Annotated in this window: 22 protein-coding genes; 8 read left to right on the top strand and 14 right to left on the bottom strand. The window is 70.7% G+C overall.

Features of this window, described 5'->3' with window-relative positions:
- Positions 1-111: 111 nt before the first annotated feature.
- Complete coding sequence (locus DFI_RS19355; protein WP_027462794.1) at positions 112-1,092, bottom strand: hypothetical protein; 981 nt, start codon at positions 1,090-1,092, stop codon at positions 112-114.
- A gap of 158 nt (positions 1,093-1,250) precedes the next feature.
- On the opposite strand from DFI_RS19355, the gene DFI_RS19350 reads away from it, so the two are divergent.
- From DFI_RS19350 to DFI_RS21015, 3 genes are all read left to right on the top strand, one after another.
- Positions 1,251-1,703 (top strand): DUF3592 domain-containing protein, encoded by a 453-nt coding sequence (locus DFI_RS19350; protein WP_027462793.1) that lies wholly within the window; start codon positions 1,251-1,253, stop codon positions 1,701-1,703.
- A 97-nt stretch (positions 1,704-1,800) separates the two neighbouring features.
- The gene (locus tag DFI_RS19345) at positions 1,801-2,454 is read left to right on the top strand and encodes a GNAT family N-acetyltransferase (protein WP_027462792.1); all 654 of its coding nucleotides are present in this window, start codon (positions 1,801-1,803) and stop codon (positions 2,452-2,454) included.
- Positions 2,455-2,477: 23 nt separating this feature from the next.
- Positions 2,478-2,606 (top strand): hypothetical protein, encoded by a 129-nt coding sequence (locus DFI_RS21015; protein WP_276345327.1) that lies wholly within the window; start codon positions 2,478-2,480, stop codon positions 2,604-2,606.
- A 54-nt stretch (positions 2,607-2,660) separates the two neighbouring features.
- Here DFI_RS21015 and DFI_RS19340 read toward each other — a convergent pair whose 3' ends face one another.
- From DFI_RS19340 to DFI_RS19305, 8 genes are all read right to left on the bottom strand, one after another.
- Positions 2,661-3,281, bottom strand: coding sequence for a GTP-binding protein (locus tag DFI_RS19340; protein ID WP_027462791.1), 621 nt, complete (start codon positions 3,279-3,281; stop codon positions 2,661-2,663).
- Between the two features lie 9 nt (positions 3,282-3,290).
- Positions 3,291-3,776, bottom strand: a complete 486-nt coding sequence (gene mglB / locus DFI_RS19335) for a GTPase-activating protein MglB (protein ID WP_027462790.1) — start codon at positions 3,774-3,776, stop codon at positions 3,291-3,293.
- 161 nt (positions 3,777-3,937) lie between these two features.
- Positions 3,938-4,288, bottom strand: a complete 351-nt coding sequence (locus DFI_RS19330; protein WP_027462789.1) for a hypothetical protein — start codon at positions 4,286-4,288, stop codon at positions 3,938-3,940.
- A 102-nt stretch (positions 4,289-4,390) separates the two neighbouring features.
- Entirely contained in the window at positions 4,391-4,651 is a 261-nt protein-coding gene (locus tag DFI_RS19325; protein ID WP_027462788.1) for a hypothetical protein, read from the bottom strand.
- Between the two features lie 14 nt (positions 4,652-4,665).
- Positions 4,666-4,971 (bottom strand): hypothetical protein, encoded by a 306-nt coding sequence (locus tag DFI_RS19320; RefSeq protein ID WP_027462787.1) that lies wholly within the window; start codon positions 4,969-4,971, stop codon positions 4,666-4,668.
- A 58-nt stretch (positions 4,972-5,029) separates the two neighbouring features.
- A complete protein-coding gene (locus DFI_RS19315; protein ID WP_027462786.1) occupies positions 5,030-5,407 on the bottom strand; it encodes a hypothetical protein in 378 nt (125 codons plus the stop codon).
- Between the two features lie 38 nt (positions 5,408-5,445).
- A complete protein-coding gene (locus DFI_RS19310) occupies positions 5,446-6,432 on the bottom strand; it encodes a hypothetical protein (RefSeq protein WP_027462785.1) in 987 nt (328 codons plus the stop codon).
- Between the two features lie 41 nt (positions 6,433-6,473).
- On the bottom strand, positions 6,474-6,833 hold the full coding sequence (locus DFI_RS19305; protein WP_043777891.1) for a DUF4326 domain-containing protein: 360 nt from the start codon (positions 6,831-6,833) through the stop codon (positions 6,474-6,476).
- Positions 6,834-6,910: 77 nt separating this feature from the next.
- Here DFI_RS19305 and DFI_RS19300 point away from each other — a divergent pair, with 77 nt between their 5' ends.
- Positions 6,911-7,324 (top strand): hypothetical protein, encoded by a 414-nt coding sequence (locus tag DFI_RS19300; protein ID WP_051307718.1) that lies wholly within the window; start codon positions 6,911-6,913, stop codon positions 7,322-7,324.
- Between the two features lie 36 nt (positions 7,325-7,360).
- On the opposite strand, the gene DFI_RS19295 is transcribed toward DFI_RS19300, so the two are convergent.
- The 3 genes from DFI_RS19295 to DFI_RS19285 all read right to left on the bottom strand — a co-directional run bounded on the left by DFI_RS19295 (position 7,361) and on the right by DFI_RS19285 (position 10,242).
- Positions 7,361-8,209, bottom strand: coding sequence for an isocitrate lyase/PEP mutase family protein (locus tag DFI_RS19295; RefSeq protein ID WP_051307714.1), 849 nt, complete (start codon positions 8,207-8,209; stop codon positions 7,361-7,363).
- Positions 8,145-9,665: a DNA-3-methyladenine glycosylase 2 family protein gene (locus DFI_RS19290; RefSeq protein WP_051307712.1), complete on the bottom strand. Its 1,521-nt coding sequence runs from the start codon at positions 9,663-9,665 to the stop codon at positions 8,145-8,147. The genes DFI_RS19295 and DFI_RS19290 overlap by 65 nt, the downstream gene beginning before the upstream one ends.
- A gap of 121 nt (positions 9,666-9,786) precedes the next feature.
- The gene (locus DFI_RS19285; protein WP_027462784.1) at positions 9,787-10,242 is read right to left on the bottom strand and encodes an SMI1/KNR4 family protein; all 456 of its coding nucleotides are present in this window, start codon (positions 10,240-10,242) and stop codon (positions 9,787-9,789) included.
- 378 nt (positions 10,243-10,620) lie between these two features.
- On the opposite strand from DFI_RS19285, the gene DFI_RS19275 reads away from it, so the two are divergent.
- From DFI_RS19275 to DFI_RS19265, 4 genes are read left to right on the top strand one after another with little or no spacing between them, the layout of a single operon-like run.
- Positions 10,621-11,436 carry a hypothetical protein gene (locus DFI_RS19275; RefSeq protein WP_027462782.1) on the top strand — a complete coding sequence of 272 codons (816 nt, stop codon included), beginning with the start codon at positions 10,621-10,623 and terminating at the stop codon, positions 11,434-11,436.
- A gap of 33 nt (positions 11,437-11,469) precedes the next feature.
- Positions 11,470-11,592, top strand: a complete 123-nt coding sequence (locus tag DFI_RS21010; RefSeq protein ID WP_276345326.1) for a hypothetical protein — start codon at positions 11,470-11,472, stop codon at positions 11,590-11,592.
- Positions 11,589-12,230, top strand: coding sequence for an RraA family protein (locus DFI_RS19270; protein WP_027462781.1), 642 nt, complete (start codon positions 11,589-11,591; stop codon positions 12,228-12,230). The genes DFI_RS21010 and DFI_RS19270 overlap by 4 nt, the downstream gene beginning before the upstream one ends.
- 8 nt (positions 12,231-12,238) lie before the next feature.
- Positions 12,239-12,667 (top strand): hypothetical protein, encoded by a 429-nt coding sequence (locus DFI_RS19265; protein WP_027462780.1) that lies wholly within the window; start codon positions 12,239-12,241, stop codon positions 12,665-12,667.
- Positions 12,668-12,677: 10 nt separating this feature from the next.
- On the opposite strand, the gene DFI_RS19260 is transcribed toward DFI_RS19265, so the two are convergent.
- Together DFI_RS19260 and DFI_RS19255 are read right to left on the bottom strand one after the other, a co-directional pair.
- Entirely contained in the window at positions 12,678-12,986 is a 309-nt protein-coding gene (locus DFI_RS19260; protein WP_027462779.1) for a hypothetical protein, read from the bottom strand.
- A gap of 47 nt (positions 12,987-13,033) precedes the next feature.
- Positions 13,034-13,687, bottom strand: a complete 654-nt coding sequence (locus DFI_RS19255; RefSeq protein WP_027462778.1) for a hypothetical protein — start codon at positions 13,685-13,687, stop codon at positions 13,034-13,036.
- Positions 13,688-13,697 lie beyond the last annotated feature (10 nt).

Raw genomic sequence — 13,697 nt, 5'->3', positions numbered from 1 at the left:
TGGACCGCCTGCGGTGAGGGCCGGTCCGGGCCGGGGAGGGACCGCTCCGCGCGCCTGGACCGTGACTGGGGTTCAGCGGCCCTCGACCGGCGGGGCGCCGGACGGAGGAGGTCAGAAGGGCAGGTCGTCGCCCTGTTCGACCTTCGGGCGGGGCAGGTGCTGGCGGATCAGGCGGGCGAGGCCCTGGGCGGCGCTGGGGGGCAGCGTGAGGGCCGCGGTGGCGTGCACGCTCTCCGGGGCCTGGGGGTTCCCGGTCCAGTGGGTGCGGGGCGCGGTCAGGCGGAAGGTGCCCGTGTCGGGGACGAAGTGCACGGCCGGGGTGTGCCAGGGCGTGAGGGTCTCGGCGGCCTGCGCGAGGCCCTGGGCGTCCGCGGCGGGCAGGAGGGCGCTGACGTGGGCCCCCCCCGTGACGGCGATCAGGCGCAGGGCGGGCCCGGCGGCGTGCCCGCGGGGGACGAGGCTGGCGTGCAGCGTCCCGTCCGGCAGGGGCAGGAACACGCCGCTCGCTTCGAGCAGGCCCGCGCACTCCGCGTGGCGTTGCGCGTCGTCCCAGCGGGTGACCTGTTCCGGGAACAGCTGCCGGGCGAGGGGGTGCGCGCCGTTGTACCGCACGGCGTCCCGGCAGTCCTCGTCGCTGTACCCGGGGTAGAGGGTGACGCTGGTGATCCAGTCCCCGCCGAGATGCACCTCTTCGTGCCAGGCACACGAGCCGCTCGCCTGGGAGATCACGCGGCCCAGATGCCAGGTGCCGCCGACGCGCAGGGAAAGGCCGACGTCGTCCGGGCCGTCCTGGTCGGGGAAGTCCGGGTCGCTCTCGGCGGGCAGCACGCGCAGGTCGCAGCGGGGAAGGTCGCGCAGGGGCGTGAGGGCCTGACTGCGGAAGACCGGGTGGTCGTCCGGGACGGGCTGGCCGAGCAGCAGGGCGCACAGGCCGCTGAGGTCGTCGTGGTCCAGGACGCGTCCGGCGAGCATCACGCGCCGCCCGTCCGTCCAGAGGGGACCGGCGGGGGTGGTGTGGGGCATCGGCGTGCTCCCGAGGCGCCGGGCGAGCGCTGCGGCAGGGGTGGAAGTCAGCGGAGCGGTGATCGTCATGGGCGCACCATCACCCCCGGGTGCGGGGGTGAAAGGCTCGTCACGGCGACTGGCGCAGCCGTCCCTCCGCCCACAGCCCCCGCGCCTGGGCGTGCTCGTCATTCGGGGTCGACACCCACGCTTCTGGACCGGAACGACCTTCCGGTAGGCTGACCACGATGGCCGATGACGCACCCATTGTGATGCCCCTGATGCTCCTGATACTCATGAGCGGCGGGGCGCTCGTGACCCTCTTATTCAAAGCAGTGTTTGGATCAAGAAACTGGCACGTGACCGATGGCGTCGTCACCGGAACGAAGACGTCGACAAGCGACTCGGTGGGGAGGCTGCCTGCCTACAACGCGCACATCGTCTTTCAGTATGAAGTGGGGCCACAGACCTACGATGGCGAGATGGCCGTCCCCTACTTTTCCGCGCGGACCGCACACCAGGTCATTGAGTCGCATCCAGCCGGCACGGCCGTGAAGGTCCATTTCAATCCCAGGAAACCCGCTCAAAGCGTGCTTCGCGTCAAGAGTCCAGGCATCTGGCTGCTCTGGATCGTGACTGCGCTGAGTGTGTTTACCTTCTTTTGCATGATCATGGCGGCTCGGTCTCTGCTGTTTGAGTGAATCGCCAGCCCCTGACACTGTGCCGCAAGTGGCGTGCTGATCCGCTGGCCGCCCACCTGCACACGCCCCGCTGATCGAGCCCCACTATGCTCAGCCGATGAACAACAAGTACTGGCCGCTGTACGGCCTGGTTCTCCGCACGCCTCGCCTTGAACTGCGCTTCCCTTCTGAAGACGAACTGGGGGCACTGGCAGAAGTGGCCGCGACTGGCGTGAACCGGCCGGGGCAACGGACCTTTCTCACGCCCTGGCCGGACCTGCCACCCGAACAACGTGGGTTGTTCGTCGTTCAGAACCACTGGGGCTGCAAAGCGGAGTGGGCAACCACCAATTGGGTCCTGAATCTCGGCGTGTTTGCCGAGGGCATGCCGATCGGGATGGTGTCCCTGCGAGGGAAGGAGTTTTCAATTCTGCGCGAGGTCACCACCGGCTCATGGCTGGGACTGGAGTTTCAAGGGAAAGGCTATGGCACGGAAGCCCGGACGGCCCTCCTGCATTTCGCCTTTGAGCACCTTGGGGCGGTCGCAGCGCGCACGGAGGTCTTTCAGGACAACGCGTCCTCCCAGGGGGTGTCCAGAAAACTGGGCTATCAGCCTGACGGGATTTCCAGAGATGTCCTTGATGGGCAGGTGGTCGTCTCCGACCGGCTGCGTCTCACGCATGACCATTGGCTCCGGGTGCCACACGTGCCGGTGACGGTGCTCGGGCTTGAGCAGTGCAAGGCGTACTTTCTGGGAGAGGACGTGACCTGAAGGGGGGAGAAGGAGCGCACGGGGTGAGGGGACCGTGCGCGCTCTGGCTGCCCTTCAGCCGGGCCGAGAAAGCCGGGCAGATCCGCAAGGCCGCCGAGCAGGGCACCACGGTGAGCGCCATGGTGACCACCCACCTGAAAGAGACCCTGTAACCGCACGAAAAAGGGGGCCGCGCGTGCGCGGCCCCCTCTGTGTTCCTGAGGGTCTCAAGCCTGTTTCGCGGCCGGTCCGCCCTTGGCGCCGTGGCCTTTGAGGCGTTCGAGGACCAGGCGGCTGATGTCGCGGAGGGTCTCGAACACGCCCAGCCCGGCTGACGCCTGCGCCTCGAAGGTGATGTAGCGCTTGTCCGGGTCGATCACGGCGCGGATCATGTCGGTGGGCAGGGCGCCCGGCACGTCCCGCTTGTTGATCTGAATGACCATCGGGAGGGTGTCCGGGTCGATGCCGTGCGCCTTGAGGTTCTCGCGGAGGTTGCGCATGCTCTCCGCGTTGGCGCGCAGGCGGTGCGGGGACGAGTCCGCGACGAACACCACGCCGTCCACGCCGCGCAACACCAGTTTGCGGCTGGCGTTGTAGAACGTCTGTCCGGGCACGGTGTACAGGTGAAAGCGCGTCTTGAAGCCCTTGACAGTCCCGAGGTCCAGAGGGAGGAAGTCGAAGAACAGCGTGCGTTCATCCTCGGTCTCGACGGAGATGAGCTTGCCGCGCAGGTCCTCGGGGACCTTGGCGTGCACGTGCTTGAGGTTGCTGGTCTTTCCGCCCATGCCGGGGCCGTAATACACGACCTTGCAGCTGATTTCGCGGAGTGCGAAGTTGATTTGGCTCATGATCTCACCTCACCCGAGCAGGTCGTCCAGCATACCCAGAGCGCCTTCGGAAAAATCGTCGTCCAGCTCGGGCACCGGGAGGTTCTTGAGCTGCAGCAGGATCTCCGACACGCGCCGGATCGCCTGCTTGGAGTGCATCTTGACCTTCGACAGCGGCACGCTCGTGTCGAAGATCAGCGCCAGGAGCGCCTCACTCCCGACCGCATCCACGTACAGGGTGCCGTTCTTGCCCTGCTGAATCTGCTCGGTGAACTCCTCCTCGCCGAGCAGGTCCGCGAGCGTGCCGGTCGCCGCGAAGTTGCTCGCGACGAGCGTGGCGATCCCGGCCATTTCCGGCGGGCGGGGCGCCCAGGGGCTTTCGCAGTGCGAGAGGATGAAGCCCTTGCGGTCGATCAAGATGGCGTACCTGATCCCGGTCTCGTCGAGGAGGGTCTTGATGAACGTGTCGACCCGGGCGTAAGCCTCGCCGTACAGGGCCAGGGATGGATGCGTCATACCTCAAGTATGGAAGCGCGTGGGTGGTCGCGAGAAAGCACCTGCGCTGGACGCCGCGCCAGCCTTGCTGAGCATCCGGTACTCGTCCGCACCAGGATCATGAGTCAACCCCCGGCATTTCCGCCGGGGGCAGTCTCAAGGATGGTGGGTGAGCGGGGCGTCTAGTAGTCGCCGTCTCCGGCCGGGTGCGGGCAGGGGGGCGGCGTGCCGATGGCCACGCTGGCCCCCTGCGTGCCGGTCATGCCTCCGTAATCGCTGGTGGTGGTGCCGTCGATGCGGTGGTACACCCGGGTGATCTCCCAGTTGCAGCGGTTGTACCGGGCGTACCAGGGCCCTTCGATGCGGGACATCACCTTGCGGTACGTGTACGTCGTCCAGGGGTAGAGGGGGTCCTCCGGCACGTAGGCAGGGGCGACGGTGGGGTCGGCGACCGTCGTCTGGGCCTGGGCGGGGCCGGCGGCGGGCAGGGCGGCGGTGAGGATCAGGCTGAGGGCAAGCAGAATCTTTTTCATGAAGCTCCTGAGGTGAATGGGGGCGAGCGGCCGTGAAGTTCCTGCTGGAGCGAACTTCACCGCCCGGCCACCCCGCAGGGGTGAGTGGGGTTGAGGCGCGGGTCAGGACCGCCGGGCGCGCGTGGCCTGCTCGGTGCGGATCATGGCGGCGAGCAGGGCGGGGACGCCTCCGGGGGAGGTGCGCTGCAGGTCACGGGTGTCGAGCCACTGGCTGAACTCGGGCGTGGCGTGCCAGGACACGCGGGTCTGCCGTGTGCGGGGGTGGCTGTCTTCCTGGACGGTGCCGATCGCGTCGAATTCGGCCTGCGTGTCACCGGGATGGGCGAGCCGGACGGTGTCGCCGGCGCGGAAGTGGGGGGTCATGGGCGGCATCTTGGTCAGGCGCGGGCGCGTGGGTGGACGAGGTGCGGGTCGGTGCGGGGGACGATCACCAGCTGGTCCTGGCTGCGCAGCTGGCGGTGCAGGGGCTGCACGTCCCGGAGGCGGAGGCCGCCGTCCGTGGCGGGAATGACGGCCGTACATGCCACGGTCCCGCCGCGGCAGACGGTGACCTCCACCGTCATGATCGGGCGGGTGAGCTGCGCCTTGACGGCGTTGAAGAGGTGGGTGCCGAAGTGCATCAGGTTCAGGTCGGCGGGCTGCACGGCCTGGGTGATGCTGACGGTCGGGCGGAGGGTTGGCATGCCCGCTCCGTCACCCGCCGGGCGGGTGAGCGTCGGTTCACGGCCGGGCGGGCCGGGGTCAGGCCTGCAGTGCTCGGGGGGCGGGCGCGGGGAAGAACACGGCGCCGGGCAGGCAGTGGCGCAGCGCGCGGGTGAGCGCGAGGTAGCGGCCCTGCGCGCGCTGGTCGGGGTCGTCCTCCCCGCTGAGGGTCAGGTGCTGCGCGGGGGTGCCGAGGCCGAGGGTGGCGGCGATCAGGCCGTGCCCGGCCGGGACAGTCCCGCCGTCGCGCAGGTGCAGGTCGAACGTGACGTCCCCGAACGTGACGTGCAGGGCGTTGCCGGTGCGGGTGACGTGCGCGGCGCGGGGACTGAGCTGCTGGCGCAGGTGGGTGTGGAGCTGCGCAGCCTGGGTGGTCCGGGGCAGCAGCAGAACGGTCTCGTAGGCGCGCAGGCTCATGCCCTTCAGTATGTGACCCGCCTGGCTGGGCGCCGCCTTCAGAGCCCGAAATAGGTCTCCTGCGGGAAGATGAACGGGTTGGGGTCGTCGGCCGGGTCCCGGTCGAAGTCCTGCTCGACCTCCAGGGCGAACGCGGCCCACACCTCGTCGGTGAAGGGCAGGGACTGAAGGGCGTGCAGGGCGTCCGCCCAGAAGGCCCGGACGTCCACGCCGCGGGGCTGGTCGTGCCGCGCGGCGCTCCGGGCGCGGCGGAGTGCCTGGTGGTCCCCGTGCCCGTCACTGAGGGTCACCTGCACGGGCAGGCTGGGCAGCAACCGGATCAGGTGCATGCGCAGCCGGTCCGCTTCGGCGTACGGCAGCGTGGTGCCCGCCAGGCCGGTGAGGGTGAGGTGCGCGGGCAGGGTGGTGTGGCTGGGTGCGACCGACCCGTACGTGGTGGCGACGCTCTGCACTTGAGGGAACGTGAGGTCGATCAGGCCGGTGGCCAGGCCGCCGCTGGTGATCAGGGCGGCGGCCTCGCCGCGGAGGGCCACCCCGCAGTCCAGGGCGGCGCGCACCGCACCGGCGAGGTCGTGGGGCAGGACCGGCTGGGCGTTGAGCGACTCGTAGCTGTCGAAGCGCTGCGGGGCGGTGAAGAGCACACCGGTTGGCACGGCCGTGTGCAGCGCCGCGCTCAGCGCGTGACCGGCCGTGCCGGGCGTCAGGTGCACATGCGGGTCAGCAAGTGCCGCGAGGCGGATTGTGAGGGTCTCGCGGGACGCCGGGTGGATCAGGGTGTGCGCGAGGGTGCTCAGCGCGCGGGTGGCGTGCCTGCCGAGGTCGCTCGGGTGCAGGCCGGGGAAGTGCCGGGCGAGCGTGGCGATCAGGGCGCAGTACGCGCGGTCCATGCCGCGGGCGCCGAAGTGGTGCTCGGGCAGGCTGCCGGGCGGCAGGTACGTCACGAACGCCTCCGGGTTCGCGTGCCCGGCCCAGCGGAGGGAGGTGGTGAGGTTCTCGGTCAGGTCGGGGCTGGACAGGACGGTCATGCCCGGCCGGGCACCCCTTGGGGGTGAAGGGGGTGCCCGGCTCAGTCCTGCGCGGCGAGGCCCAGCACGGCTGACCGGAGGTGCTCGGCGTGGCAGGGCCGCGGGGCGCACCAGCAGACCAGCACCAGGTGCTCCCCGGCCCGCACGCGCCGCGCGAGGTCCTCAAGGGTGCGCCGGATGACCGCGCCGCGGCGGTACTCGGTCCGCAGCCACGGCAGGAACGCGGCGGCCGCTTCCCCCTGCGCGTACCCTGCACCGACCACGAACGGGTTGCCAAGGTGCGCGTGCTCCAGGCCGTCCGGTGCGCGGCCCCGGCCCACGTACACGTAGGTCTTCCCGCGTTCCTTCACGAGGGTCCTGACATTGCCGATCTCGACGGTGCCCAGCAGGCGGTGAGTCATGACCGTCCCGCCACCCGGGGGCGGCGCCCGGGTGAAGTGCGGGCCCCGGACCGGCGTGCCCGTATCCTGAGGCCCGGATGGACGTCATCGGCCTGTTCAGTGAACTCGAGCCCGGGCACCCGCACCTCCGGAGTATCCGGGACTTCGTGGGGCAGCTGACCGAGGCGGATCAGCAGCTCGTCCTGAAGTACCTGGACGACAACGCCGGCATGGTGATGTGCTGGATGGGGCTGACCCGGGACCCGCTGTCGCCGGAGGGCCGCCGGGTGTACGGGCCGAGCGTCTGCAGTGACGGGCGCTGGATCTGGCGCGAGGACCTCCGGTACTTCGTGGGGCAGTACCGGATCGGCCTCCCGGAGGCGTTTCTGGAGCACGTCCGGTCGGCCGGCGGCGTGTTCTCCACCCCGGACGAGGAACTCCGGGTGAAGTTCGATCAGATCATGGCCACGTATGAACGCGCCGAAAGGCACGGGGAGGCGCTGGGGTACTGAAGGGCGACGGACCACTGTTCCAGGCGGTCCCGGCTTTCACACGGGGCTGAACAGCTGTTCCGCCTCGGCGAACCCGTAGAAGCTCGCCTGCATCGACGGGGAGGTTCCGGTCTCCTGGAGTTCCCGGGCGATCCGGGCGGTGAGGCCCAGCGTGGCGAGCATGGCGCTCTGTCCCAGGCTCACCCGCGATGCGCCGGCGTCCAGCAGATCCCCGACCGCGGGGCCGCCGGGCAGCGCCATCACGTTCACCGCCCCGAGTTCGGCGGCCAGGGTGCGGATGGTGCCGGGGTCGGTCACGAGGGGCACGAAGATGCAGTCCGCGCCGGCGTTCAGGTACGCCCGGCCGCGCCGGACGGTCTCGGCCAGGCGCTCGGCCTCGGTCGCCCCGAACGCGGTGAGGTACGTGTCGGTGCGGGCGTTGAGGTACGCGGTGACGCCCGCGGCGTCCGCGGCGGTCCGGGCGGCGGCCAGGCGGCGCTGCTGGTCGTCCAGGGTGTAGAGGGGCTGCCCGCGGTCCCCGGTGGCGTCTTCCAGGTTCAGGCCGACGGCGCCTGCGGTGAGGAAGGCCGTGACAGTGCGGGCCACGTCGGCCGGGGAGTCGCCGTACCCGGCCTCGATATCGGCGTTCACGGGGACGGTCACGGCGCGGACGATCGCCTCCACTTCCCGGCACATCTCCTCGCGGGTCAGGGACTGCCCGTCCTGCCGGCCGCGCGCGTAGGCGATGCCGGCGCTGGTGGTGCCGACGGCGGGGTACCCGGCGGCCTGGAAGACCCGGGCGCTGGCGCTGTCCCAGGCGTTCGGGAGGAGGAAGCCGCGTTCAGCCTGATGCAGCGACCGGAAGTGATGGGCGAGGGTGGAGGCGGGCTGGGGGGACGTGGTCATGGGAGGTCTCCTTGGTGGACTGGAAGTGACGCCAGAAGTGAAGGGTGGCCAGGCTGCGGTAGGGGGCAAAGCGGGCCATGAGCTCGGTGGTCTGCGCCCGGTCCGGCCGGCTTGGAAGGGCGAAGTGCCGCTGCAGGGCAGTGGCGAGGGCGGTGTCGCCGAGCGGCACGCAGTCCTGAAAGCCGAACACGCGGAGCATCACGTAGTGCGCTGACCAGGGGCCGATGCCGTTTTGGGCCAGCAGGGTGCGTTCGGCGCGGGTGGCCGTGCCGGTGGCCAGGGCAGTCAGGGGCAGCTGGCCGTCCACGACCTGTCGCGCGGCGTGGCGGAGGTATCCGGCGCGGGCGCGGGTCAGGCCCAGCCCGACCAGGTCCGCGTCGGTCAGGGCCAGGACGGCATCGGGGGTCGGCGGCGCGAACAGGCCATCCATCACCAGCTCCCCGGCGCGTTCGGTGATCCTTCGGCGCAGGGTGCAGGCGAAGGGGAAGTTCACCTGCTGGCCCACGATCGCCCACAGCAGGCCGTCGAAGAGGTCGGCGATCAGGGGCGTGCGGAGGCCGTGCCCGCCGCTGAGCAGGGGGGCGAGATCGGAGGCGGCGGTCACGTGCGCCTCGAAGCGGCTGGGGTCGGTGGTCAGGCCCAGGCGGCGCAGGAGCATCCCGTGCAACTCGGCCCAGTTCAGTCCTTCGAGAGACTGAGGAGAGAGGACGGTGCAGGTGGCCGTGCCGGGCGTGAAGTCCACCTGGATGACCACGGCGCCGGACGTCAGGCGCACGGCGGCCGTGTACCGCTGACCGTCCACCCGGTCGGTGAGACTGGCCGGGTCGCGGCCCAGGTCCCGGAGGAGGGCGGCCGTGGGGTACCCAGGGGGAAGCGTCAGGCGGATGGCCTGGGTGTGCGGCAGGCGGCGGTAGGCGTGGGGGGTCAGGGCACTCCAGCGGCGGAACTGCTCACCGAACGCCGAGAGGCTCTCGAAGCCGACGTCGAAGGCGATCTCCGCGGCGGTGCGGGCGGTGGTCATGAGCAGCCGCTGCGCGTGCGCGACCCGCTGCCGGGCAAGCCATTCCACGGGCGTGGTGTGCAGGTGCATGCGGAACAGGTCATGCAGTTTGCTGGGGCTGACGTCCGCCAGGCGGGCGAGGTCCCGGACGTTCCGCACGGCCGCGGGGGAGGCATCGATCAGGGCCATCAGCGCTTCGACGCGGGCTTCGTCGCGGTGCACGTCGGCGTAGAAGTCGTCCGGCCGGCAGCGCAGGCAGGCCCTCAGGCCCGCGGCCCGGGCCTGGCCGGGTGTGAAGTGAAAGACGACGTTCTCGGGTTTGGGTTTGCGGGCGCGGCAGGACGGCAGGCAGTAGATGCCCGTGCTGACGACCCCGGTGATGAAGCGGCCGTCGTAGGCGCGGTCGGCCGCGAGCATGCGGTCGAGCATCAGCTCGCGGTGAAGGGGCGCAGACATGCCGTGATTGTCCCAGCGGGGTGGGTGGAGGTCTACCGGATTCATCGCCGGGATTTTCGGCGCGGCCGGACTCAGGCGCTGTGGCGCGACGAGCGGCGTGCGGTCAGTTCAACGCCTGGGGTCACTCATCTTCGTCATCGTCGACGTGCTGCGCTGTCGGGAGCCATCGCTCCTCGACCCAGGACAGGAAGTCTGGAAAGTGCTCGATGACGGTCCCATCATCGTGAGCCCACAACACCACCGCATACTCCGGCCCCGGCGAACGGACGTCGAAGCAGAACGCATCCCCATTGTCGATCACGAATGGCACAAACGTCGTGGGCAGGCCGATCGTGCGGAGCTCGCTCACCTTCGGCAGCAGGTTGAGGTACGGCCACTCGGACTTCGGGAGCAGGAGTTCGTACCGGCCAACGGACAGCGTGGACAGTTCCTGGAGACACGCTGCGTACGAGGGTGGGAAGGTGACGCCGAGCGCCTCTTGCGCGGCTCGTACGTCCTCAGCGGTGGGGAGCGGAGGCGTGACTGGTGTTTCATCTGCGGCGTCCCGCACCCTCTGAAAGACCTCATCCTGGCGCACGACCGCATGCTACGGCACACGTGCTCGACGGCTTCCTGGCCCGCCACCACACTTCTTCGGCGGCACCGAGCCGCCCTGTGGCAGCGATGTTTCCTCTGTGGTGACGGGCAGGGGCGTGAACGGCCCGGTACGCTGACCCTGAACCCGGCCCAGGGGACTGGCGTGCCGGCCGCATCTTCTCGGAGGCTCGATGACGCATCCTCTGCCCACGGCCGCTGACTTCCACACCCTTTCGCCCTGCGCCCTGGCGGCCGTCCTCACCCAGAGGCACGTCATGGACGATGGCTTGCGTCCCCTCTGGACGCCCATGCCCCGCGCAGCACCCGGGCGCGACCAGGGCGCCGGCCTCTCAGGCGTCCACTCCCCGAGGAGCCCCCTGTGAGTCCCCTCCGGTCTGTCGTTCGCCCTGTCCAGTCCCTGGCTGCCCTGTCCCTGGTCGCCCTGCTGCTGAGCAGCTGCCGGGAGGGCGCAGCGTCCACCAGCGGTGGCCCCGGCGGGCAGGCCGTCAAGGGCCGCGTGCAACTGGCCCTGGGGGCGGAAAGTGAAGCCCCTGGGCAGCACAAAGACGCTGACGCGGCCGGCCTCACGCTGGCGGTGGTGGTCGACACCAATACCGAGTCCACCCCCCCGACCCTCCCCGAGGGAATCCTGGCGCAGACCAAGGTGGCCAAGGACCTCAGCTGGCGCCTGGCCCTGCCGCCGGTGCCGGAGGGCTACCTCACGCCCCTGATGGCCATGGAGAACATGGGCGAGGCCTGCACCGTCAAGCAGACCCGGGTCTCACCCGCCGGCGTGAACATCGCCGCGGCCTACTTCGCCCTCAAGACCGCCCACGCCGAACCCGACCCCTACCTGGAGAAGGCGCCCACCGACTTCGAGCGCCTGTACGCGCCGGGACGCCCCCTGAATGAAGAGGAGCTGGCGGTGGCCATGCTGCTGCACGGCCTGAATGGCAATCACCGCACGTACGAGCTGCGCTACGTCGACCGCGACGTCGAGGCTGCACTGGTCGCCGACTGCCGCCTGGGCGGAGCGCGGCTGAGCCGCATCGATCAGCAGCTGAGTCTGAAACAGGGGTGGAACCTGCTCGAACACGAGGTGCTGGAGTCCTTCGAGGACCAGAACCTGGTGATGCTGCAGCGGACGCGCGTGGCCCCCTGGGACGCGGCGCTGACCCTGCGCGCCCGGCACTGACCCGGCCGGGCCGCTCTACGCCAGGCGTCCGACATGACCCCTCCTTCCCCCCGCCCGGTGCTGGGCCTGCTGCTGTGCAGCGCCCTGCTCGCCGGTTGCAAAGGTCCGGGCGCCCACGTCGCCCGCGCCAACCTTCCCTCCCTGGAGTTTCCATGACACCCACCCTGCTCACGGCCGCCGACTTCCACACCCTTTCGCCCTGTGCCCTGGCCGATGTGCTCTCCCAGGAGCACGTCATGGACTTCGGCCTCCGCCCCCTCTGGGCGCCGATGCCCCGCGTGGCCGGACCCGCGTACCCCGTGCAGTGCGCACCGGGCGACAACCTGATGCTGCACGCCGCCATCCACCGCGCCCCGCCCGGCGCCGTGATCGTCGTCGAAGCCGGGGACACCACCTTCGCGGTCGCCGGCGGGAACGTCTGCGCGGTGGCGCAGCGGCGCGGCATCGCGGGCTTCGTCGTGGACGGCGTGATCCGCGACCTGGCCGAGATGCGGGCGATCGGCTTCCCGGTGTTCGCGCGGGGCCTGAGTCCGATTCCTGGCCGGAAGGCGGGCCCTGGACTGCTGAATGCCCCCGTGCGGTGCGGCGGCATTCCGGTCAACCCGGGGGACATGATCGTCGCGGACGAGGAAGGCATCGTCGCGGTCCCGGGGGAGCGGTTGAGCGAGGTGTGGGCGGCCGCGCGGAAGAAAGCGGATCGGGACGCGGCGACCCCCCTGGACGTCTGGGAGGCCGAGCACCGGGCGCGGATCGAGCAGCTCCTGCAGGCCGCGGGCGAGCCCGTAGCCCCGTAAGGTGAGGCATGAGCGCTGACCTGTTCGACCAGTTGAAGGCGCAGTGGCGGGCGTGGAACCGCGAGACGTACGGCACGCCCATCGGGCGCCTGTGGGGACGGATGAAGTCCTCCGGCGCTCAGGCGGGCTGGTCGGATCCCGTGCCCGTCCCGGAGGACTTCGACGCGCTGGGGCAGCCGCAGCGGACGGACCTGTGCGAATTCCGGGTGGTGCTGGGCCGGGAGGAGCTGGCCTCGGGGGTCCTGGGCGCGCGGGATCCCCTCAAGGTGATCGCCGCGTGCCTGATCGAGGCAGGGCGGAAAATGAAGGCGCAGGACTACTGGATCGAGGTCGAAGGCCTCGGCCCGGAGTTCGCGCCGGACCCGGACGCCGATCCGGAAGCGACCCGCCGGACGCTTCGTGAGCGGCGCCGGGCCGCGCGGGCCCCAGACGCGTGACGGGGGAGACTCAGGTGTGCAGGCCCTCCACGGCGCAGGTGAGTTCGGCGAGGTCCTGACCGGAGAAGTCGATCCCGAGGGCGTGCAGGACGCCGCTGAGGTAATGGCGCAGGTCGAGGTGCGCGGCGTAGTACGTCTGCGCGGCCTGCAGAACCGCCCGGCGGTGGGCGGGGTCGGCCGTCCAGTTCGGGTGGGCGCGTTTGGCCTGAGCGATGCCGAGCCGGCGCGTGGCGATCAGGCGGGTGTGCTGCTGCGCGCCGGCGAGGACCAGGGGCCGGCGCTGGATCTGGTCGAGCAGGCTGGAACTGAGCGTGGTCACGGTGGGCGGTCTCCTCGGCAGGGGGGGCGGCAGGGTCGGGCCGGGCGTTACCAGTTCATGGGGTGGGCCGCTTCCCAGGCGCGCGTCGCGGCGCGGTGCGCTTCGCGGCTGGCCTCGTAGGCGGGCAGCCAGGTCAGCCAGGCCTGCCCGAGGTCGGTGAGGGTGGCGTGGCCCGCGGCGTGCGCGGCCCGCAATGCGGCCAGGCTGCCGGTGTACCCGAGGGTGGCGGGCTCGTGGCATGCGGTGATGCCGCCGGTGCCGACCTGCACGCCGCCGTACAGGGTGGGGCAGTGGTCGAGAACCTTGGTGGCCTGGAGCGTGCCGTGAACGTCGGTGGGGCTGTACGGTTTCTCACTCCGGAAGACGTCGATGGTCTGGGCGGGCACGTCGAACTTCGCGTACCACGCGGCCACTTCGTAAGACCGGGTGACGGTGTGCGCGTCGACCGTCAGCGTGCCGAGCAGGCCGGTCTGCGCCGGGGGCGGCGGGACCTGCCAGGTGGGCCGGTCAGGCACAGGCTCGAAGAGGTCGGCGGGGGCGTCGAAGGCGCGGCCGTACAGGGGCATGACGCGCAGGACGCCTTCGCGGGTGAAGCCGCGGCTGCAGTAGGTCTGGCCTGCCGTCACGAGGTCGCGGGCGTGCCCGTCGGGGCGGTGGCTGGCGGTGGCGCGGACGGTGTGGGCAGTGGCGAGTGTGGTCATCGGTGGGCCT

It is taken from the genome of Deinococcus ficus (assembly GCF_003444775.1).
Lineage (GTDB): Bacteria > Deinococcota > Deinococci > Deinococcales > Deinococcaceae > Deinococcus > Deinococcus ficus.
Note: the sequence above shows the minus strand (reverse complement) of the source record. Positions and strands in the feature narration are given on the sequence as shown.